The sequence below is a fragment of the Lactobacillus sp. M0403 genome (assembly GCF_016101265.1).
Classification (GTDB): Bacteria; Bacillota; Bacilli; order Lactobacillales; family Lactobacillaceae; genus Lactobacillus; species Lactobacillus apis.
The window spans coordinates 1-24,788 of sequence record NZ_JACFQV010000007.1 but is presented as its reverse complement, the minus strand read 5'-3'; the positions used below and the strand labels follow the sequence as shown (position 1 = coordinate 24,788).

Here is a 24,788-nt window from a genome sequence, read left to right as displayed (position 1 = left end):
ATTTTCTGTAACATTGTATCATTTAATTAACTAGTCAAGTTAATTTATTCAAGAAAATGAAAAACAAAAGAACTATCTTTTTAAATAGTGGAAAGATAGTCCTTTTTAACTTGGCAAGTGCTAGTCTAATTTATTAAAAGCTCTTATTCATTGCTGACAAGTCTATTAATCCAATTCTTGGCAGCTGAAACAATTTGATCAAAAGTAATGTTTTCTGCAAAAGGATGTTTTTTCTCATACCTCTGCCATAATCCTTGCATTCTTTGACTTTTTTCTATTTCACTTAAGGTAATCTCTAACGGATCGTTGTCAGGTTTAATATTACAGATTGAGGTAAATACTTTTTCTATTTCATTTTCAGTTAGATCCAAGCCTTTAATTTCACCATCAATATCTTCTGTTGAACGGTTGTTAATTCCAACTACTGCTGATAATAGTAGCCCACCTTTTAAAATAAAGTTGTTTTTATATTCTGATAAAGAGATTCTCTTTAATAAATCATCCAGCATAACTTCTTGCCATAGGCGACCAATCTCATTACCACTTATATGGTGATTTTCTGCATATTTACGTATATCTGCTTTAAATTGCTTTTCGTCTGTATAGTTTTTCACAGTAATATCTCTAGGTAATTATTTACTTTATCTATAACTTTGAATTTCTCTGCAAATTCCATTAATGCATTAATATCCTTTTTATTACTTTTAGCCCATGCCTTGTATGCGTTAGTTATTATTTCAATATCTACTGCATGACAGATGCGCAAAATTTCAGCTAAGGTTCGTTCCGGAGAATATACTCTAATAGTATTGCCATTAAAGGATTTAGTCTCCATAATCCCTAAATGTTGAAATTTTTCCACTTGATAATGTGCTTTAACATCAAAATCTAAATTGGCATGATTGTATCCTCTAGGAAAAGTCATATCTAGACTGAACGGATATTGATCACTTAAATTCCATAGATATAAAGCTGTTTCCAAGGAATAGATTCCTTGTTTGTACTTTTGTTGTAAGCTATAAAAAATATCTTCAGGAGTATCAATTTCTTGGTAAATGCCTGATCGTGTGCGCTCTAAAAGTCCTGATTTTAAAGCTTGGTTAATGCTATAACTTGAAACATTATTAGCAATCAGTTGTTTATGAGTAATAGTTCCGTGATATTTTTTAGCTATTTGTTTAATTAACACTTGCTGATTCATAAAATAACCTCTTTTTACTTATTTTACTACATTTAAGTAAAATGTATAGTAAAATAAGTAAAACAAAAAATAATTCTTTTTAAATTTACAGCAAAGCCTAACTTATATATTTGCACTTACAATAAATGAAACACCATTTTTATAATAGTCATTATAATAAGAAGTTGCTAAACCAATTCCAATAGCGCGCAGCTTGGGCTTCTTCAAATGTTCCCGGTGAGCGTAATTTGCAGATGCATCATTATATACAAATGCGTTAAATGCTTCTTGAGCCATTTGTTGTGGTGTTGCCTGATGAACAATAACTTCTAACTCTGAATAGTCTGCCCCATCGTGTTGATCTGATTTTTTATATTGGTCATAGTGCTGAGCATTATGGACCGCCCTGATTACGTCATAGTCGTAGTGCGCAGATGTATATTGAACAGTGGGATTAAGTCCTTGCTGAGCACGCCAATCGTTAACTATTTTCCAAAGCATTTCCCGGTTTCTTCAATAGTCGAACGATTCAGTGCTGTACCACTTGGAACTTTATTTGGAGAAACTTGGCCAGATGAAGTGGTGCCTGAATTTCCTTTTTCAGATGAAGAATTATTTGCTTGCGTAGTACTTTGACTAGTATCTTTTGAAGAATCACTTTCCTTTGAAGCATCATTTTTTAAATCATCATCTTCAACTGGTCTATTTGAAGTTATCTTTGGCTTGTCTGTATCGCCAGAATAAATCCAACTATTTTTGCCTACTCTATACCAAACATCACCATACCTGCCTTAGTAACACATCACTTGCAAAAGAAGACTGCTGACCTGTCTGATGGAATAATTGATTTGAATCATCAATGTGAGAGTTAAGTCCTTAAAATAAATCAGCGCTTAGCGTCAAAACATCGATTTTTCAATACTTTTCTACACTAAATATAAAAGAGCGATTACTTCATTATGACGTGAATTTGCAATTATGGCTATTAACTGTTAATTAAGGACTAATTTCCGATATTAAATCGGAGTTAGTCCTTTTATTTTGATTCTTTTCTGAATGTAATAAATAATGCAGTCTCTCATTGCGTTTTCAGTTCACAGAGATCTTTAAACTATTTCTCAAATCACTTTGACCAAATTAATTTCTCAGTCAAAAAATTGGTAAATAAAAAGATAGGACATAAAGTATCCTATCTTTTACAGCGTACTCTCTCAATACCGGTTTAAATTGCAAGGTGGAATTATACAGCGAAAAATTAAAAAAATATTTTGAGGCGAAGGAGGAGAGATTTTCCATAAATCAGCTCAAAACTAGTTCTTCATTCGAGGTAGCAATTTGAGTACATAAATTTTTGAAACATCATGATTATCATGGCGGCATTGAAAGTTATAAGAAAAATGTGTGTGTAGCAATCTACTAACAAAGCCGTTTGCGTTCAATTGCTACGTATAGTATATCAACAAAAGAAAAAGTATGCACGGATATATCTAGAAAATAATACACGTTTCATTTTCTGTCGACTTATATTAGTACGATCTTAAAATCTGTTAATTAAAAACCTATTCTCACTTTACCTATTAAGTCCCGTATTAACAGAACTAATATCTAGGATATAGTCCGATTAGCAGTGCTGGAATATCCTTGTATTCAAGTTGACCCATCCATTTTTTCAATTCTTTAACGGAGGTTTTAGCAATTGCTCGCTCTTCCGAATCTTTTACTTGGTCTGCTAGTTTAGTTGCCTTTTTGAGTTGCTTCTTAGCTGATTTCATTTGCATAATATCGCAATAATCCATCACCTTCAGCTCGGCCTTAATTAACTTTTTAAGGCTCTTTTTTTGAGCATTAACATTGTATAAGTCACTAACAATGTTAACCCAGCCTTTTGCTTGACCAGTCTGATCAACAATATGAACCTGTACGCCATTTCTCAATGAACTAACCTGATCCACCTTAAAGAGGACCTGATCATTAACCAACTTCTCCACTTCTGCTTTGGGTAGGTGCGCTGCTTGATGTGCTTTTAGGGAAATCGTCGCATCATGGTTTAATCTAAAAACATAACCTGCTTTAGCTAATCGGATTGACGCCTTTTCATCGGTCTTTGCCTCTTGCTTACTTTCCTCACTGGTCGATGCGTCAACAACTGATGTTGCGATTGTACCAGTTGCAACTGAAAACAGTGCGACGGCTGCAGAAATTGTAAGTAGCTTTACGCCCTTCTTCATTGGTTAATTATCCTCACTAGTTCTAAAAATATCATTTACTATTGTAACATTGAGAATTCTAATAATTAACCTTTTTCTGTTATGTAACAAGGAAGAAATTAGTTTCTTTTGTTAAGTGCTAGAATCAATCTACTGATTATTTAGCTCAGCCTGCTTCAATGCAACACGTTCTGAAATCTTGATAAATGGAATATAGAACAAGGTGCAGACCACTAAAATAACGATTTGAACTAGCACTACTTTCCAGTCTCCACCACTGGCCAGCAAACCACTTAAAATTGGTGGTGTAGTCCAAGGAACTAAGTATGCCAATGGTTTTACAAAACCAATTGCAGTTGCAAAGTAGCCGATTAACGAGCCAATAACAGGGCTCAAAACAAATGGAATAATCATTGGAATGTTAAAGACAATTGGGAAACCAAAGATAATTGGTTCATTGATTTCAAAAATTCCTGGGATAACTGCCAATTTAACTACATCCTTATATGGTTTATAGTGTGAAACTAGCAAAACGGCAATAATTAGGGCAATTGTTAAACCTGTTCCACCCATTTGTGAATAAACAGTTACGAAGTCTGTGTTAATAATATGTGTAGCCTGTTTGCCCGCTTGAACAGCAGCCATATTTTCATTCATATTAACCAAGTTCAACGGATCAAGTAAGGAGCCATTAATTACAGTTTGGTGAATTCCTAATGTATATAAGAAATTACCGGTTGAGTAGATTAGCAGAAAGCCTGGCAGAGACGTATTAACTGAACGCAATGGCTCTTGAATTAACCGTGAAATAAGTGTTACCAGGTCAGCATTGAAGTATGCCAATACTGCTGCAAATACACCAAATAATCCCAGCGTTAATAAGGATGGTAGTAAAACAGAAAAACTTTGACCTACGGCAGGTGGAACTTGATCCCCTAAGTTAATCTTTAAAGCTTTAACTTTTGAAAGTCTTAAGTATATTTCAGTTGCCAATAAACCGATAATAATGCCTGCAAACATCCCCGTGGTACCAACTTGAGAATATAGCACTGCTCCTGTAACTTCTACTGCCTTTTTTGCTCCATCTGGAGTCACACTAACGTGGATAGCCAACATGATAAAAACTGCGGAAAGGGCAATTGCCGCTGCTGAAATTGGACTATCGTAAGACTTATTTTTGGCCAAATAGTATGCAATCATTGGCGCAATTAGGATACTTGCAACGTTTAGCGTTCCGTTGGTTAAGGATGTTCCAAATACTTGAAACTTTGCTAACATGTCGCCCTTGAGCACCCAAGTAAATAATACGTTGTTAAAAAATACTGCTACCCCGGCCAAGATAAACATCGGCATCAGTGTGGCAAAGGCATCCCGCAAAGAACGCAAATGAACTTGATTTCCAATTTTTACAGATATGTCCGTAAACTTATCCAAAAACCGTTGCAGTTTTGGATGAGCTTGTGTATTACTAACGTCATTCATATTTAACACCTCACATGTTTAAGATAAGTCTTGTCCGTTAGACTTAATTACTTTTTGGAGCCAGTAATAGCTTTTCTTAGGTACGCGCTTCATGTCACGCAAGTCATGATTCGTTCGGTTAACATACACCACGCCATAGCGTTTCTCCATATCACCTTGCGAACTCAAAATATCAATTAGTCCCCAGCCAAGGTAGCCGATAACTTCCACTCCATCTTCTTCAATCGCTGCTTTCATAGCTTTAATATGATTGCGGTGATATTCAATTCGGTAATCATCGTTAATAGGATGTTCTCCATCCCACTTCTCACGCACACCGATCCCATTTTCAATTGGAAATACAGGTAAGTGGTAGCGTAGATAGATCTTGTTTAAAACATCACGGAAACCTAAGGGATCGATTTGCCAACCCCACTCGGTCGTTTTGAGATAAGGATTGTCCTTTTTGCCATAATCTTGGTAGAGATTTGGTGCTGTGCCAGCAGGTAGCTTACTTGCATCAATCGTACTGGAAGCATAGTAACTAAAACTCAGGAAATCACTCCTAAGGCGTGAAATTTCTGCCATTTCTTTGTCATTAACATCAAGTTCTAACTTATTCTGTTTAACAAAATTAATTACTGCATCCGAGTACTTACCGTAGCTAAACGCATCTAGTAAATCAAAGTTCAGAAATTCGTCTATTTGATGCGCCGCAAAGACATCATCAGGATTTGCAGTTGTACCATAAACTTGGTTGTAAGCTAACATCCCACCAATTTTTGCATCTGTTTGATCATGTAAATAATTAGCAACCGTCGCATGACAGTACATAACATTATGAGCAATTTGATAAATATCGGTTAAAGTCTTATCACCTTTTAAATAACCAGCAATTTGAAATACACCTGAAGTGTGATACAAATTTTGTTCATTAAAAGTAATCCAGTACTTAACTCGATCTGCAAAGTGATCGATCACGATCTTGCTATAGCGAATAAAGTCTTCACACACTTTTTTACTAATAAAACCGTTGTAATCTTGTGCTAAGTGTAAAGGCATATCAAAATGATAAAGACATATCATTGGCTCAATATTACGTGCTAGTAAACCATCTACCAGCTTGTCATAATATTTAAGTCCTTCCTCATTAACTTCACCGTCGCCATCCTTGATGACGCGTGACCAAGAAATCTGGAACCGATACATATTCATTCCAAGATTTTTCATGTAATCAAAGTCTTCATCAAAGTGATGGTAATTATCATTTGCAAAGTGCCAGTCACTAATATGCGGGCCGGACTTACGAACGTCATAAACAGATAAACTCTTACCGCCTTCGTTCCACCCGCCTTCTGTTTGCATACTTGAACTGGAATTGCCCCAGAAAAATTTTGTCATTATCATAACTTCTTTCTATTTATTAAAAGCGCTTTCAAAAATAATCATATTTCATCTTGCTTTTTAAGTAAATGATTGGCAAGCTGTAAGTAAAGTAAATAGTTTACTTACAATTGGAGGTGCATGATGATCACAAGACCTAAATACATAAAAATTGCTAACAAAATTGAAGAAGATATTCTAATGCATAAATATCAAAAAGAGCTACCTCATATCGACCAGCTAGCAACAGATTATGCAACTAGTAAAGTTACAATTGTAAAAGCCATTCGCTTTCTGAGCTATCAAAACGTTGTCAAACCGATTCGTGGCCACGGAACCCTGATTTTGACAGAAAAAGAAGTTGAAATTGCCAAAAAGGATAATGCTAATGAGCACGTCGGCTTTACCGAACGAATCAAGAACACGGCTCTATTAACCAATCACATTGTGTCATTTGACCTCCGCGAACCAACTGATAAAGAAGTTGCTCTTTTAAAAATTAGTCGCAGTGATTTAGTATATGACATTATTAGGCAACGCTTGTTAAGCGATTTTCCGGTACGTCTTGAATATACAGTGATGCCTGTAAAGGTTATTCCAGGTATTACTGAAGAAGTTCTTAGGAAGTCAGTTTATGGATATATTGAAAATACGCTTCACTTAAAAGTTGGTAAGGCCAATAGAATTCTTCGTGCTGATAAGCCTGATGCTTATGATCAGCTATATTTAAAGTGCAGCAAAACTGATCCGGTTTTTGAAGTTGAACAAGTTTGTTATTTGACTAATGGTATCCCCTTTGAGTACTCCCAAACGCGAAATCGTTATGACCACGGTGAACTAACTCTAAACCAAGTATAAAGCCTTGATCCCTTTAATTAGTGATACAAAAAAGGAGCTCAAAGGAGCTCCTTTTTACTTGGTTAAAAAAACTTTATTACTTATCAGCAGTGTAGTAAATATCTACTTGCTGGTCTTGACTATCACTTGTTACTTTTTCTGCCGGAACAAAAGCACTACTTGCAGTATAACCCTTTAGTTTTGGTACTGTTACTCTTGCCCAGTTTCCTGTACGCCAGCTGGCATATGTCTTTTGTCCCGTCGCTTTATCTTCTGTATATGAACGGCTAAGCGTTACTACCTGCTTAGTAGTTGCAATTGAACCGTCTGGTTGATGCACATTGATTGTTCTCGTTACAGTTCTACTTTCTGTTCCCTTGACAATCTCATGCTTAACGTTAATTTTAACTACTTGATTTCCTGATTTATCCACTGTAATTATGGTTGGCGGACAAACTAAGATGTATCCAGCTGGTACTTCATAGTTTGGCTTAATCTTCTCGCCAATTTCACCACTTATTTGTTGGGTACCAATTACATTGCCCTTATCGATGTACTGAATAGTAACAATTTGCTTGGCAGGGCCATAAGTAACATCAATGGTTTGATTGGTGGTTTGGTCAGTTACAACTTGAGCTGGTATCTCTTTGATATTTGCTTCATATCCTGCAAATGTTGGAATCTCACAGGCATTCCATTGTGATTTTGACCATTCACCATAATCAGTAGTGCCATCATCATATGTATTGACCGCTCTACTAATTACAGCAGTTTGTTCAACACCCTTAACTCCACCAACTGGTTGGTGAATGTTAATTAAGCGGGTTACAGTTTTACTTTCAGTAGTTGTTTTGATGATATTCTTCTCATTTGACCAGTCATAAGTAGTAACTTGGTCACGACCTGGCATTGCCATTAACTCATCTGAACTGTAACGCTTACCCTTTTGATAGCCCTCTGTAGCTTTCCACATAATCTTCTTACCATTAGCTTGATTTACAGGTAAGTCAGTATCAGCTGAGAACTTAGTATTTACCCCAAGAACTAAGTGGTCTAATTTATTATCTCTACTAAACATATACTTCATATCTGTTACATTAAAAGTATCGAAATTACCTAGATTTAAGCTAATTAAACTCCAACAGCCATTAAACATTGAATACATATCTGTTACATTTGAAGTATCGAAATTACTTACATCAATGTTCTTCAAACTATAACAGCCGTCAAACATTGCATACATATCTGTTACATTTGAAGTATCGAAATTACTTACATTAATGCTTTTTAAATTAGAACACCCCATAAACATAGAATTCATCTTTGTCACTTTAGAAGTATCAAAATTACTTACATCAATGTTCTTCAAACTATAACAGCCGTCAAACATCCAGGACATATCTGTTACATTTGAAGTATTGAAATTACTTAAATCAATATTTTCCAAGCTATGACAGCCGTAAAACATCCAGGACACATCTGTTACATTTGAAGTATCAAAATTGCTTACATCAAGTTCCTCTAATTTCTCGCAACTGAAAAACATATTCATCATGTTCGTTACATTCGAAGTATTAAAATGACTTACATCGATGCTAGTTAATTTTTCACATCCAGCAAACATTCTCATCATATCTGTGACTGCCGATGTATTAAAACTGCTTAAATCTATACTTTTTAGATTAGAGCACCCATAAAACATTGCATACATATTAGTAACTTTTGACGTATTAAATTTGCTCAAATCTAATTCAGTCAAATTAGGGCAGTCTTGAAACATCGCATACATGCTTGTTACATTAGAAGTGTTTAGATTGGCTAAACCCTCAATTGACTTCAAATTAGTTAATCCACAAAATAAACCGGCCGAATCCTGATTTGCAATTACACCAGAATCAAATTTAATCTTAGTTAATTGATTCTTAAAGTTTGCATTCAGCTGGCCTACACCTGCACTAACAAATTTATCAGAATACCATTTTGGTAATCCTAAAGTTCCTTCATGCAAATGTAAAACGTAGTCATCACCCTCACGAGTGTATTCCCACTTACTTGTACCCCATGTTCCTTGGTCAATTATTTCACTACCCTGGTCTGCCTTGGCTGATACCTGCTGCTTAGCTTCTGTTGATTGAGTGTTAATTCCATTTTTATCTACTTCAGCAGACTCGTTAGTGGAGCTATTTTCGGCGCTTCCACTATTTGAATTACTACTATTTACATCTGCATCAGTTAGTCCATTTGCATCATTAACACTTGTATCTGCTTCAGTCTTACTTCCTGGAGCCCGCACTTCTACTACTTTTTCACTGCTTGCTACTGGATCTTCTGTTGCAGCCTTCACTTGTTGTTGAGTTAAGGCAACCCCACATACTAGTCCTGCAACTGCAGACGAAATAAGTAGACTTCTGTTTCTACTGTTCATTTTTCCCTCCGTTTTAAATAACGATTATTATTTAACTATATGATTACACATTTATTTGAAGTTTTTGTGAATTTTCTGTGAACTCTGGAAATTTTTCAACAAAAAAGGTTTCTAAATTATTTAAATCTAGAAACCTCTTTATTACTTATTAGCTGTGTAATATATATCTACTACTTCATTTTTACTTGTACTTGTAACTGTCTTAGCCGCAATTACTGCACTTGTTGCAGTATAACCAGCAAATTTTGGCACTTCAAATCTATCCCATTTTGCAGTTTTCCAAGCACCATATGTCTTTTGTCCTGTTACTTTATCTTCAGTGACAAGACGAGTAATTGTAGCAATTTGGTTGTAAACTTGATCACTATTATTTGGTAAATGGAGATTTATTGTCCTTGTCAAAGTCTTTAATTCACTAGTTTGAACCAGTTGATGTTTAACATTGACTTTAACTATTTGATTTCCTGATTTATTAACTGTAATGGTGGACGGTGGGCAAACTGCTACATATCCATCTGGTACTTCATAATTCGGCTTAACCTTTTCGCCAATTTCACCACTTACCTGCTGCGTTCCAACAATTTTTCCCTTATCTAAATATTGAATAGTCACTACTTGCTTTGCAGGAGTATAGTAAATATCAACCGTTTGGTCTACAGTTGTCCCAGTTACAGCTTGGGCGGGAATTTCTTTACTACTTGGTTCATAACCTGAAAAAGCGGGCACCTCATATGCATCCCACTGAGCTGTTGTCCAGTCACCATAATCTACGGAGCCATCTTCATATGTATAAACTTTGCGACTAATAATTGCAGATTGTGGGACATTTTGAAGTCCACCATTTGGCAAATGGACGCTAATTAATCGTGTCACAGCCTTATTCTCAGTTGATTCTTTGGCTGTCTGATCAGTAGAAACCCAATCATAAATAGTAACTTGATCACGTCCTTCTAGTGATACTAACTCTTCTGAAGTATAAAGTTGTCCTTTTTGATATCCTTCTGTTGCTACCCAATATGGAGCTGCGACTTTTTTATTAGTACCTGGAATCACAGTACCAACTGGAGGAATAGGTAATTTGGTGTTAATTAAGCTTGTATAATTAGGTCCAATAATTAAATGATTAAGCTTACTGCAGTTTTTAAACATGCCTGTGGTCATTCCCGTTGGCATAATAAACTTGCTTAAATCCAAACTTGTTAGACTAGTACAATTAGCGAACATTTCAAACGCATCACCAGAAATTAAGGCACCAAGTTTCAAATCAGTTAAACTTATACAGTTATCAAACATATCTATAGTACTAGGTCCTCCAAGCTCAGGAGGAGTTGAAAAATTGCTTAAATCTATACTAACCAAATTAGTACAACCGCGGAACATTTCACTATATTCAAATACTATTGAAGTATTAAAGTGTGACAAATCTATTTTGGTTAGACTAGAACAATCTTTAAACATACTATACATACTATAAACTTTTGAAGTATCTAGATTTTCTAATCCTTCAATTGAAGTCAATTTAGTCAAACCATAAAATAAACCATTCGAACATTCATTTGCAATTACACCTGGATCGATGTTTATTTTAGTTAATTGATTCCTAAAGTTTTCATTTAATTGGAGTACACCTACACCTACACGACAATTTTCATCAGAAATATCACTAGGCGACCCTAAAGTTCCTTCATGCAAATGTAAAACGTAGTCATCACCCTCACGAGTGTATTCCCATTTACTTGTACCCCATGTTCCTTGGTCAATCACTTCACTACCCTGGCCTGCCTTGGTTGATACCTGCTGCTTAGCTTTTGTTGATTGACTATTAGTAACGTTTTTATCTACTTCAGTAGACTCGTTAGTGGAGCTATTTTCCTCGTTTCCACTGGCTGAATTACTACTATTTGCATCTGCATCAGTTAGTCCATTTGTATCATTAATACTTGTATCTGCTTCAGTCTTACTTCCTGGAGCCTGCACTTCTACTACTTTTTCACTGCTTGTTGCTGGATCTTCTGTTGCTGCTTTTACTTGTTGCTGAGTTAAGGCAACTCCACATACTAGTCCTGCAACTGCAGACGAAATAAGTAGACTTCTATTTCTACTATTCATTTTTCTCCTCCGTTTTAAATAACATATATTATTTAATTATATGATTACACTTATATTTTTTCAACAAAAAAAGGTTTCTAAATTATCCAAATCTAGAAACCTCTTTATTACTTATCAGCAGTGTAGTAAATATCTACTAGTTGATCTTGACTATCACTTGTTACTTTTTCTGCTGGAACAAAAGCACTGCTTGCAGTATAACCCTTTAGTTTTGGTACTGCTACTCTTGCCCAGTTTCCTGTACGCCAGCTGGCATATGTCTTTTGTCCGGTTGCTTTATCCTCTGTATATGAACGGCTAAGCGTTACTACCTGCTTAGTAGTTGTAACTGAACCGTCTGGTTGATGCACATTGATTGTTCTCGTTACAGTTCTACTTTCTGTTCCCTTGACAATCTCATGCTTAACGTTAATTTTAACTACTTGATTTCCTGATTTATCTACTGTAATTATGGTTGGCGGACAAACTAAGATGTATCCAGCTGGTACTTCATAGTTTGGCTTAATCTTCTCGCCAATTTCACCACTTATTTGTTGGGTACCAATTACATTGCCCTTATCGATGTACTGAATAGTAACGATTTGTTTAGCAGGGCCATAAGTAACATCAATAGTTTGATTGGTAGTTTGGTCAGTTACAACTTGAACTGGTATCTCTTTGATATTTGCTTCAAATCCTGCAAATGTTGGAATCTCACAGGCATTCCATTGTGATTTTGACCATTCGCCATAATCAGTAGTGCCATCATCATATGTATTGACCGCTCTACTAATTACAGCAGTTTGTTCAACACTCTTAACTCCACCAACTGGTTGGTGAATGTTAATTAAACGGGTTACAGTTTTACTTTCAGTGGTAGTTTTAACAATGCTCTTCTCATTTGACCAGTCGTAAGTGGTAACTTGATCACGACCTGGCATTGCCATTAACTCATCTGAACTGTAACGCTTCCCCTTTTGATAGCCCTCAGTAGCTTTCCACATAATCTTCTTACCATTAGCTTGATTTACAGGTAAGCCAGTATCAGCTGAGAACTTAGTATTTACTCCAAGAACTAAGTGGTCTAATTTATTATCGCCACCAAACATATACTTCATATCTGTTACATTAAAAGTATCGAAATTACTTAAGTTTAGACTGACTAAGTCAGAACAGCCATTAAACATTAATGTCATTCTTTTTACTTTTGACGTATCAAAGTTGCTTAAATCTAAATCAGTTAAATTCCAACATTCATCAAACATTGCATACATTTCTGTTACATTAGAGGTATTAAAATTGCTTACATCAATGTTCTTCAAACTATGACAGCCGTGAAACATCCAATACATATCTGTTACATTTGATGTATTGAAATTGCTCAAATCAATGTTCTTCAAACTACTACAACCATTAAACATAGATGCCATATCTGTCACTTTAGAAGTATCAAAATTACTTAAGTCTAGACTGACTAAATTAGAGCAACCCCTGAACATTGCATACATATCTGTTACATTTGAAGTATCGAAATTACTTACATCAATAGTCTTTAAACTATAGCATGATTCAAACATCCAGGACATATCTGTTACATTTGAAGTATCAAAATTGCTTAAATCAAGTTCTTCTAATTTCTCACATCCGTAGAAAATTTGACTCATAGTCGTTACATTTGAAGTATTAAAATGACTTACATCAATGTTAACCATTTCCTTACATCCATCAAACATTCTTCGCATATCGATGACTGCTGATGTATCAAAACTGCTTAAATCTATACTTTTTAGATTAGTGCACCCATAAAACATTGCATACATATCAGTAACTTTTGCTGTATTAAGTTTGCTCAAATCTAATTCAGTCAAATTCGAGCAGTTTTGAAACATTTGGAGCATATTCATTACATTAGAAGTGTCTAGATTGGCTAAACCTTCAATTGATTTCAAATTAGTTAAGCCATAAAATAAACCAGCCGAATTTTGGTTTGCAATTACTCCTGAATCAAATTTAATCTTGGTTAATTGATTCTTAAAATTTGCATTTAATTGTCCTACGCCTACTCCAGCATATTTTTCTATAGAATAATTAGGTGATCCTAGAATACCTTCATGCAAATGTAAAACGTAGTCGTCACCCTCACGAGTGTATTCCCATTTACTTGTCCCCCATGTTCCTTGGTCAATTAACTCATTACCTTGGCTGGTCTTAGCTGATACCTGCTGCTTAGCTTCTGTTGATTGACTATTAGTAACATTTTTATCTACTTCAGTAGACTGGTTAGTGGAGCTATTTTCCTCGCTTCCACTATTTGCATCTGGATCAGTTAGTCCATTTGTATCATTAACACTTGTATCTACTTCAGTCTTACTTCCTGGAGCCTGCACTTCTACTACTTTTTCACTGCTTGTTGCTGGATCTTCTGTTGCTGCTTTTACTTGTTGCTGAGTTAAGGCAACCCCACATACTAGTCCTGCAACTGCAGACGAAATAAGTAGACTTCTGTTTCTACTGTTCATTTTTCCCTCCGTTTTAAATAACGATTATTATTTAACTATATGATTACATATTTATTTGAACTTTTTGTGAATTTTCTGTGAACTCTGTAAATTTTTCAACAAAAAAGGTTTCTAAATTATTCAAATCTAGAAACCTCTTTATTACTTATTAGCAGTGTAGTAAATATCCACTTGTTGATCTTGACTATCACTTGTTACTTTTTCTGCCGGAACAAAGGCACTACTTGCAGTATAACCCTTTAGTTTTGGTACTGTTACTCTTGCCCAATTACCTGTACGCCAGCTGGCATATGTCTTTTGTCCCGTCGCTTTATCCTCTGTATACGAACGGCTAAGCGTTACTACCTGCTTAGTCGTTGTAACTGAACCGTCTGGTTGATGCACATTGATTGTTCTCGTTACAGTTCTACTTTCTGTTCCCTTGACCATCTCATGCTTAACGTTAATTTTAACTACTTGATTTCCTGATTTATCTACTGTAATTATGGTTGGCGGACAAACTAAGATGTATCCAGCTGGTACTTCATAGTTTGGCTTAATCTTCTCGCCAATTTCACCTCTTATTTGTTGGGTACCAATTACATTGCCCTTATCGATATACTGAATAGTAACGATTTGCTTGGCAGGGCCATAAGTAACATCAATGGTTTGATTGGTGGTTTGATCAGTTACAACTTGAGCTGGTATGTCTTTGATATTTGCTTCATAACCTGCAAATATTGGAATCTCACAGGCATTCCATTGTGATTTTGACCATTCGCCATAATCAGTAGTGCCATCATCATATGTATTGACTGATCTGCTAATTACAGCAGTTTGTTCAACACTCTTAACTCCACCAACTGGTTGGTGAATATTAATTAAGCGGGTTACAGTTTTACTTTCAGTAGTTGTTTTGATAATATTCTTTTCATTTGACCAGTCATAAGTGGTAACTTGGTTGCGACCCAATAATGCCACCAAATCATCTGAAGTATACTGTCTGCCTTTTTGATAGCCCTCGGTAGCTTTCCACATGATTTTCTTGCCTGTTTTAGGATCAATTTTTGGCAATTTAACCCCCATAAAACTCTTGCTGTTAACAAGCACTACATTTTCACCAAGAACCAAATGATTTAAGTTGTCGCAGCCACTGAACATTTCAAAAATTGAAGTAGAATCAGAGATATTAAAATTGCTTAAATCCAAGCTCCTCAAATTTTTGCATCCTAAAAACATATCAAACATGGCAGAAGCATTTACAGTATTAAAACTACTCAAATTTAAGTTACTTATGCTTTCACAATTCGAAAACATATACTGCATATACTGCACTTTTGAAGTATCAAAAGTTCTGATGTTCAAATCAATCAAATTTTTACATCCAGAAAACATATTGTACATGCTTGCTACTTTAGAAGTGTTAAAGTTACTCAAATCTAGACTAGACAAGCTTTCACATCCATTGAACATACAATTCATTCTATTTACATTTTCAGTATTAAAACTACTTAAGTTGATATCGGACAAGTTTTTGCATCCATCAAACATGCTATCCATTTGCTTAACATTAGTAGTGTTAAAGTTACCTAAGTCAAGTCCCGTTAAACTACTGCAGCCTTTAAACATATAATCCATAATAGTAACTTGAGATGTATCAAAGTTATTTAATTTTATACTAGTTAAAACATTGCAATATGAAAACATAGAAGACATATTTTCTACATTCGAAGTATTAAAATGGCTTACATCAATGTTAGTCAATTCCTTACATCCAGAAAACAAACTGTACATGTTTTTTACATTTTTAGTATTAAAATTATCTATATCTAAACTTTGTAATGAACTGCAATCAGTAAACATAGAAGACATATCGATAACTTGAGATGTATCAAAGCTTTTTAAAATTACTTCAGATAAACTTTGACACTGAGAAAACATATAAGACATATTTTCTACATTTGAAGTATTAAAGCTATCCAAATTCAATTTTGTTAGGTTAGTACAGCAGTCAAACATGGAGTTCATGTGTGTAACATTCGAAGTATTAAAGCTACCTAAATCCAATTTTGGTATACTAGTACATCTACTAAACATATAACTCATATCAGTGACGTTTGAAGTATCAATATTATTAAAATTAATATCTACCAATCCATTACAATTAGAGAACATACTATTCATTTTTATTAGTTTAGATGTATTTAGATGACTCAAATCCAATTTTTGTAGATTAGTACAACTAGAAAACATATAACTCATATCAGTGACAGCTGATGTATCAAAACTGCTTAAATCTAAGTCAGTTAGACTGGAGCAATCTTCAAACATACTCCTCATAGTAGTTACACTTGATGTATTTAAGTTAGTCATGCCCTCAATAGATGTTAGATTAGTTAAACCACGAAATAACCCTTGTGAATATTGATTAGCAATTACACCAGAATCAAATTTAATCTTAGTTAATTGGTTCTTAAAGTTTTCATTTAGCTGGCCTACACCTGCATATGCAAATTTATCAGAATACCATTTTGGTATCCCTAAAGTTCCTTCATGTAAATGTAAAACGTAGTCATTACCCTCACGAGTGTATTCCCATTTACTCGTACCCCATGTTCCTTGGTCAATTAACTCATTACCTTGACCGGTCTTAGCTGATACTTGCTGCTTAGCTTCTGTTGATTGAGTATTAGCTCCATTTTTATCTACTTCAGTAGACTCGTTAGTGGAGCTATTTTCCTCGTTTCCACTATTTGAATTACTATTAATTGCATCTACATTAGTGGCACCATTGGAATCATTAACACTTGTATCTGCTTCAGTCTTACTTCCTGAAGCCTGCACTTCTACTACTTTTTCACTGCTTGCTACTGGATCTTCTGTTGCAGCCTTCACTTGTTGTTGAGTTAAGGCAACCCCACATACTAGTCCTGCAACTGCAGACGAAATAAGTAGACTTCTGTTTCTACTGTTCATTTTTCCCTCCGTTTTAAATAACGATTATTATTTAACTATATGATTACACATTTATTTGAAGTTTTTGTGAATTTTCTGTGAACTTTCGGGATTTTTCTAACAAAAAGGTTTCTAAATTTTTTAAATCTAGAAACCCCTTTATTACTACTTATCAGCAGTGTAGTAAATATCTACTAGTTGATCTTGACTATCACTTGTTACTTTTTCTGCTGGAACAAAAGCACTGCTTGCAGTATAACCCTTTAGTTTTGGTACTGTTACTCTTGCCCAGTTTCCTGTACGCCAGCTGGCATATGTCTTTTGTCTTCTGCTAACACTGATTTTAATTACTTAATTAAAAATTACGGAAAGGTGCATCAACAGCTTATTCCTTTTTATACTAGGATTATTTAGGAAGACAAAAAGAAGCCCCTATCTAAAAAGATAGGAGCTTCTTTATTTTCAGTAATTATTCAAAGAATAATGTACTACTTTTTATTCAAAAGCTGTTTGCTTAACAAATTCATCATTTCCAATGGAGTAGTAAGCCACACCTTGGATTGCAACAACACTTCCGAATGTTTGAACATTTTCACCCTTATTGATTGTCTTGCTACCAACACGTTTACCATATTTGTTGTAAACAGCAGCACTTGAAGTCAATGTACGAGTGGTTCCAGTAACATTGTCGCTATCGAGATATTGATCTTTGCCAATTTCAACAAATTGACGACCATTAACTGTCTTAGTTTCGCCAGTAGTTACTTGAGAACCAGACTTAAGGATTACCTTGTTAACTCTTTGACCGTTACCGTTATAAATGTAAGCATCATGACCTAATGTAGCATTTGAAGTTACACCATCTGCAAGAACATTATTTGCTTCTTTAGCAGCTGAAGCAAAGTTTGCTGCTTTGACATAACGATTATTGTCAATAATGAAGTAAGACTTACCGTTAATTGAAACTGGATCACCGTAAGTAGTTACTTTAGCATTCTTCTTCAAAAGCTTAGTGCCAACACGCTTACCATTCTTGTTGTATACGAAGGCATTCTTCTTTAAAGTTCTCTTCTTACCAATAAAGTTGTTAACTGCAACGTATAAACCATCATCAGTTAAGTAGAAGTCACGATTACCAATCTTTTGGGTTCCAAAAGTAGAAATTGTCGAGCCCTTCTTAGCAACTAATAGGTTGGCACGATTGCCGTTCTTATCGTAGAAGTATGCATTGTGTGTAAGAGTCTTATCAACAGCCTTAGAAGCATCTACACCAGCAGTTTCACCTGAAGTGCCTTCACTAGTTGCTGAGCCATTCGAACCAGATGCGTTAACACCCGAGCCTGCTGAACCAGTTCCTGCATTACTGGAGTTATTTGAACCTGAATTGTTTGAACCGGATCCACTATTACCAGAGTTATTGCTTGAGCTGTTTGAGTTAGAACCATTTGATTCAGAACCGTTTGATTCTGAGCCATTTGATTCAGAACCGTTCGAGCCTGATCCATTTGATTCTGAGCCGTTTGATTCAGAACCATTTGAGCCTGAACCATTTGATTCAGAACCGTTTGAACCTGAGCCATTTGAGCCTGAGCCATTTGATTCTGAGCCGTTCGAGTCTGAACCATTTGATTCAGAACCGTTTGAACCTGAGCCATTTGAGCCTGAACCGTTTGATTCTGAGCCATTTGAACCTGAGCCATTTGATTCAGAACCATTTGATTCGGAGCCGTTCGAGCCGGAACCGTTCGAGCCGGAACCGTTTGATTCAGAACCATTTGATTCAGAACCGTTCGAGCCTGAGCCATCTGATTCTGAGCCGTTTGAGCCTGAACCATTTGATTCTGAGCCATTTGATTCAGAACCGTTTGAACCTGAGCCATTTGAGCCTGAACCATTTGATTCTGAGCCATTTGAACCTGAGCCATTTGAGCCTGAGCCGTTTGATTCAGAACCATTTGAGCCTGAACCATTTGATTCAGAACCGTTTGAACCTGAGCCATTTGAGCCTGAACCATTTGATTCGGAGCCGTTTGAGCCTGAACCATTTGATTCGGAGCCATTTGAACCTGAGCCATTTGAGCCTGAACCGTTTGATTCTGAGCCATTTGATTCAGAACCATTTGATTCGGAGCCGTTCGAGCCGGAACCGTTTGATTCTGAGCCGTTAGATCCTGAGCCATTTGATTCAGAACCGTTTGAACCTGAGCCATTTGATTCGGAGCCGTTTGAGCCTGAACCATTTGATTCTGAGCCATTTGAACCTGAACCATTTGATTCAGAACCGTTTGAGCCTGAACCATTTGATTCAGAACCGTTTGAACCTGAACCATTTGAGCCTGAGCCATTTGAGTCAGAACCGTTTGAACCTGAGCCATTTGAGTCAGAACCATTTGAGCTTGAGCCGTTCGATTCGGAGCCATTTGAGTCAGAACCGTTTGAACCTGAGCCATTTGACTCAGAACCATTTGATTCTGAGCCATTTGAGTCAGAACCATTTGATTCAGAACCGTTTGAACCTGAACCATTTGAGCCTGAGCCATTTGATTCAGAACCGTTTGAACCTGAACCATTTGAGCTTGAGCCGTTCGATTCGGAGCCATTTGATTCAGAACCGTTTGAACCTGAGCCATTTGACTCAGAACCATTTGATTCTGAGCCATTTGAGTCAGAACCGTTTGATTCTGAACCATTGGAGTCAGAACCGTTTGAACCTGAGCCATTTGAACCTGAGCCATTTGATTCAGAACTGTTTGAACCTGAGCCATTTGAGCCTGAGCCATTTGATTCTGAGCCGTTCGAGTCTGAACCATTTGATTCAGAACCGTTTGAACCTGAGCCATTTGAGTCAGAACCGTTCGAGCCTGATCCATTTGATTCTGAGCCATTTGAGTCAGAACCGTTCGAGCCTGATCCATTTGATTCTGAGCCATTTGAGTCAGAACCGTTTGAACCTGAACCATTTGATTCTGAGCCGTTTGAGCCTGAACCATTTGAACCTGAACCATTTGAGCCTGAGCCATTTGAGTCAGAACCGTTTGAACCTGAGCCATTTGAGTCAGAACCATTTGAGCTTGAGCCGTTCGATTCGGAGCCATTTGAGTCAGAACCGTTTGAACCTGAGCCATTTGACTCAGAACCATTTGATTCTGAGCCATTTGAGTCAGAACCATTTGATTCAGAACCGTTTGAACCTGAACCATTTGAGCCTGAGCCATTTGAGTCAGAACCGTTTGAACCTGAACCATTTGAGCTTGAGCCGTTCGATTCGGAGCCATTTGATTCAGAACCGTTTGAACCTGAGCCATTTGACTCAGAACCATTTGATTCTGAGCCATTTGATTCAGAACCGTTTGATTCTGAACCATTGGAGTCAGAACCGTTTGAACCTGAGCCATTTGAACCTGAGCCATTTGATTCAGAACTGTTTGAACCTGAGCCATTTGAGCCTGAGCCATTTGATTCTGAGCCGTTCGAGTCTGAACCATTTGATTCAGAACCGTTTGAACCTGAGCCATTTGAGTCAGAACCGTTCGAGCCTGAGCCATTTGATTCTGAGCCATTTGAGTCAGAACCGTTCGAGCCTGATCCATTTGATTCTGAGCCATTTGAGTCAGAACCGTTTGAACCTGAACCATTTGATTCTGAGCCGTTTGAACCTGAGCCATTTGAGTCAGAACCATTTGAGCTTGAGCCATTTGAGCCTGAACCGTTCGATTCGGAGCCATTTGAGTCAGAACCGTTCGAGCCTGAGCCATTTGAGTCTGAGCCATTTGAGTCAGAACCATTTGAGCTTGAGCCATTTGAGCCTGAACCGTTCGATTCGGAGCCATTTGATTCAGAACCGTTTGAACCTGAGCCATTTGAGTCAGAACCGTTCGAGCCGGAGCCATTTGAGTCAGAACCGTTTGAACCTGAACTATTTGAGTCAGAACCATTTGATTCTGAGCCATTTGATTCAGAACCGTTCGAGCCGGAGCCATTTGAGTCAGAACCATTTGATTCTGAACCATTTGAGTCAGAACCATTCGAGCCTGAGCCATTTGATTCAGAACCATTTGATTCTGAGCCATTTGAGCTTGAGCCATTTGAGTCAGAACCATTTGATTCTGAGCCGTTTGAACCTGAACTATTTGAGTCAGAACCATTTGATTCTGAGCCATTTGAGTCAGAACCGTTCGAGCCTGAGCCATTTGAGTCAGAACCATTTGATTCTGAACCATTTGATTCTGAACCGTTTGAACCTGAGCCATTTGATTCAGAACCATTTGATTCGGAGCCGTTCGAGCCTGAGCCATTTGAGTCAGAACCATTTGATTCGGAGCCATTTGAGTCAGAACCGTTTGAACCTGAGCCATTTGAGCCTGAGCTGTTTGATTCGGAGCCATTTGAGTCAGAACCGTTTGATTCTGAGCCATTTGAGTCAGAACCATTTGATTCTGAGCCGTTTGAGCCTGATCCATTTGATTCAGAACCGTTTGAACCTGAACTATTTGAGTCAGAACCGTTTGAACCTGAGCCATTTGAGTCAGAACCGTTTGATTCTGAGCCGTTTGAATCAGAACCGTTTGAACCTGAGCCATTTGAGTCTGAGCCGTTTGAGTCAGAACCGTTCGAGCCTGAGCTGTTTGATTCGGAGCCATTTGAGTCAGAACCGTTTGAGCCTGAGCCACTATTATCCTTAACAATGCTATCAATTGTAGCCATTGCGTCAGTAGCAGCTTGCATCATTTCTGAAATTGTCTTAGCAGCGTCTACATTTGCAGTTCCTGCTGCAACTGCCTGATCTATCTTATCCTTGATGGCTTGTTTATCAGCATCACTCAGATTTGGCAGTGCATCTACATCTTTTTTGGCTGAATCTCCATAGTCTTTGATACTGTCTTTGACTGTATTCTTGCTCTTGGTGTCATCAGTGCCAGTAATAACTTTGCCAATTTCGTTTGTAACATCAGCTACAACTTGACTAACTTGGTCAGCATTAGTTGCTTGATCCACTTTATCCTTAGCTGCTTCAGCTGCATCATCTATTGCTTTATTAGCAGCTTTTTTATCATCAGGAGTTAACTCTAAATCTTGACTAATCTTGTTCTTAGCATCATTAGCAGCCTTATCGATTGCATCCTTAGCTGCTGCCTTTTGATCATCTAAAGTAATATTTGGTTTCTTAGCGGCAGCAATTCCTGCTAAACCATCTTCTTTAGCTTTGTTCACATCTCCAGCATTTTCAGCTTTATTAATTGCGTCTTTAGCTGTTGCGGCTGCATCATCAACTGCTTGCTTTTCTTTAGCCTTTTCTGCAGCTGTCTTACCAGTATCTTTATCAATTGCATCCTTAGCATTTGCTGCAGCTGCATCAATTTCTGATGAAGCATCTGCTTTTTGTTGGTCAAGTGGTTTACCAGGAATGTATTGAGCATCAATTGCATCAATTCCTGCATTTTCCTTATCCTTGACTTCTTGAGCATCTTCAGCACGATCAATTGCATTCTTAGCCTTTTGAGCTTCCAATTGAACATTTGATGATTGTCTTGCCTTTTCAGATGGAGTTAAGTTTTGATCATTAGTAATAGCTTGGTTAATAGCTGCTGCTTCAGCATCAATTGCTTTCTTAGCATTTTCCTTAACAGCAGTTAATTCAACTGCACTACTATCCTTAACAACTGCATTAATTGCATCAATACCATCTGTTTGAGCTTTTTCAATGCCTTCACTATCAGTTGCAGCATCAACATTGTCTTTAGCTGCATTAGCTGCATCATCAACTGCTTGCTTAGCCTTTGCCTTTTCAGGATTAGTTAAGTTCTTAGCAGCGTCAATTGATGCTTTAGCTGCAGTTGCAGCTTCATCAATTGCTTTATTAGCTTCAGTCTTTTGATCGTCAAGAGTCTTACCAGGAACATATTGTGCATCAATTGCATTAATACCTGCTACTTCACGATCACTAATTTCTTGTGAATTCTTCGCACGGTCAACTGCATTTTCAGCCTTTTCAAGTTCACCTTCAACATTAGCAGTTTGTGTTGCCTTTTCATCGTCATCAAGAGCGGTGTCAGCAGCAATAATAGCTTTAATTGTATTTGCTTCTTGAACAAGAGCATCCTTAGCAGATTGCTTTTGAGTTGCCAAGTCATTACCTGACAAGTGTTGAGCATGAAGAACATTCACACCATTAGTGTATTCTTCTTGAACTTGTTGTGCGGTTGCAGCAGCTTCAATCTTGTCAATAGCCTTCTGCATTTGAGCTTCAACTGCAGAAATTTGATCTTTCTTCGTTTGATCATCAAGAACTGGATCACTGTTGATTTCTTCCTTAACAATTTCAGCTTCATCTCTGATTAATTGTTGAGCATATTTCTTTTGATCAACAAGTGACATTGGGTTAGTTAGGTACTTAGAATCAATATCAATGATACCTTTATCACGAGCAGCTTTAATGCCCTGAGCGTTTGTAGCAGCATCAATCTTATTCTTAGCAGCTGTTGCTGCTGCATCAACTGCAGCAATTTGATCAGCTTTAGCCTTACTATCTAATGAAGGATCCTTATTAATCCAACCCTTGATCTTATCAGCTTCCTCATCTATACGATCTTTAGCTGCTTGGCGTTGTTGGTCTAAAGTTGCATCACTTGGTTGGTAATCAGCATCAATAGTGTTAATGCCATCATTAGTTACACCGATTACTCCTTGAGCAGTTGTTGCCTTATCAATTGCGTCTTTAGCTGCAACTGCATCAGCATCTACCTTAGCCTTTTGGGCAGTCTTTTCAGCATCAGTTAGGGTTGGATCAGAATTAATAAGTGACTTAGTGTCCTTAGCTTCTTTGTCAATCTTGGCTTTAGCTGCTTGCTTCTGATCATCTAAGGATGTGCCTGAAACATGATCCTTATCAATAGCCTTAATACCAGCTCTTTGTGCATCTTTAACACCTTGAGCATCAGTTGCATCATCGATATTATCTTTTGCAGTTTGAGCATCAGCATCTACCTTGGCCTTTTGCTCAGCCTTTTCAGCACTAGTTAGAGTTGGATCTGCATCGATTTCACCCTTAATCTTAATTGCTTCATTGTCGATTGCATCTTTTGCATTCTGCTTTTGATCTGATAATGGGGTGTCGCTTGTTACGTGATCACCGTCAATTACTTTCTTACCTTGATCACGTTCATCAACAATACCTTGTGCGTTAGTTGCTGCATCAATATTGTCTTTAGCTGCGGCGGCATCTCTGTCAACCTTATTCTTTTGAGCAGTCTTTTCAGCATTAGTTAAAGTTGAATCTGCATCGATTTCATTCTTAATCTTAACTGACTCAGCATCGATTGCATCTTTTGCATTCTGCTTTTGCTCTTCCAGAGTAGTTGTGTTAGGTTGGTGATCTTTTCTAATTTGATCTACACCAGCATCATGAGCATCAACTACGCCTTGAGCATCGGTCGCATTATCAATTGCAGCCTTAGCTTTTTGAGCATCAGAATCCACCTTAGACTTTTGTGAAGCTTTCTCTGCATTCGTTAAAGTTGGATCGCCATCAATCTCATTCTTAACTTCTTGTGCAACCTTGTCTATATCACTCTTGGAATTGTCTTTTTGTTGCTGCAGACTCAGCTTATTTGGTACATGGGCTGCCGCAATGTTCTTTTTACCTTCATCATGTGCTGCAATTACGCCATCGGCATCTGTGGCATTGTCAATGTTGGTCTTGGCTGCTGCTAAGGCACTGTCGACATCACCCTTTTGCTTGGCTTTTTCAGCAGCTG

12 protein-coding genes are annotated in these 24,788 nt (G+C 37.0%); 1 reads left to right on the top strand and 11 read right to left on the bottom strand.

The features are described from left to right. Positions 1-143: 143 nt before the first annotated feature. The 6 genes from H3T48_RS07885 to H3T48_RS07860 form a co-directional block, all read right to left on the bottom strand. Positions 144-614, bottom strand: a complete 471-nt coding sequence (locus tag H3T48_RS07885; RefSeq protein ID WP_198189099.1) for a nucleotidyl transferase AbiEii/AbiGii toxin family protein — start codon at positions 612-614, stop codon at positions 144-146. Continuing rightward, the gene (locus H3T48_RS07880; RefSeq protein ID WP_198189098.1) at positions 611-1,201 is read right to left on the bottom strand and encodes a type IV toxin-antitoxin system AbiEi family antitoxin domain-containing protein; all 591 of its coding nucleotides are present in this window, start codon (positions 1,199-1,201) and stop codon (positions 611-613) included. Before H3T48_RS07880 ends, H3T48_RS07885 begins: the two co-directional genes overlap by 4 nt. 102 nt (positions 1,202-1,303) lie before the next feature. After that, positions 1,304-1,681, bottom strand: coding sequence for a CAP domain-containing protein (locus H3T48_RS07875; protein ID WP_198189097.1), 378 nt, complete (start codon positions 1,679-1,681; stop codon positions 1,304-1,306). 1,097 nt (positions 1,682-2,778) lie between these two features. Then, complete coding sequence (locus tag H3T48_RS07870) at positions 2,779-3,408, bottom strand: hypothetical protein (RefSeq protein WP_198189096.1); 630 nt, start codon at positions 3,406-3,408, stop codon at positions 2,779-2,781. Between the two features lie 129 nt (positions 3,409-3,537). Continuing rightward, positions 3,538-4,869 carry a PTS sugar transporter subunit IIC gene (locus tag H3T48_RS07865; protein ID WP_046307477.1) on the bottom strand — a complete coding sequence of 444 codons (1,332 nt, stop codon included), beginning with the start codon at positions 4,867-4,869 and terminating at the stop codon, positions 3,538-3,540. Positions 4,870-4,887: 18 nt separating this feature from the next. Then, positions 4,888-6,249: a glycoside hydrolase family 1 protein gene (locus tag H3T48_RS07860; protein WP_198189095.1), complete on the bottom strand. Its 1,362-nt coding sequence runs from the start codon at positions 6,247-6,249 to the stop codon at positions 4,888-4,890. Between the two features lie 123 nt (positions 6,250-6,372). Between H3T48_RS07860 and H3T48_RS07855 the strand changes: the two genes are divergently transcribed. Then, complete coding sequence (locus tag H3T48_RS07855) at positions 6,373-7,089, top strand: GntR family transcriptional regulator (RefSeq protein ID WP_228150051.1); 717 nt, start codon at positions 6,373-6,375, stop codon at positions 7,087-7,089. A 76-nt stretch (positions 7,090-7,165) separates the two neighbouring features. Here the strand turns inward: H3T48_RS07855 and H3T48_RS07850 are convergent, their stop codons facing one another. The 5 genes from H3T48_RS07850 to H3T48_RS07830 form a co-directional block, all read right to left on the bottom strand. Continuing rightward, entirely contained in the window at positions 7,166-9,493 is a 2,328-nt protein-coding gene (locus H3T48_RS07850; RefSeq protein WP_198189094.1) for a BspA family leucine-rich repeat surface protein, read from the bottom strand. 141 nt (positions 9,494-9,634) lie between these two features. Next, on the bottom strand, positions 9,635-11,602 hold the full coding sequence (locus tag H3T48_RS07845; RefSeq protein WP_198189093.1) for a BspA family leucine-rich repeat surface protein: 1,968 nt from the start codon (positions 11,600-11,602) through the stop codon (positions 9,635-9,637). 107 nt (positions 11,603-11,709) lie between these two features. Continuing rightward, positions 11,710-14,100, bottom strand: coding sequence for a BspA family leucine-rich repeat surface protein (locus H3T48_RS07840; protein ID WP_198189092.1), 2,391 nt, complete (start codon positions 14,098-14,100; stop codon positions 11,710-11,712). Between the two features lie 141 nt (positions 14,101-14,241). Then, positions 14,242-17,055, bottom strand: coding sequence for a BspA family leucine-rich repeat surface protein (locus H3T48_RS07835; protein ID WP_198189091.1), 2,814 nt, complete (start codon positions 17,053-17,055; stop codon positions 14,242-14,244). A 474-nt stretch (positions 17,056-17,529) separates the two neighbouring features. Next, positions 17,530-24,788 (bottom strand): DUF1542 domain-containing protein (locus tag H3T48_RS07830; RefSeq protein WP_198189090.1); only part of this gene is annotated, 7,259 nt, incomplete at its 5' end.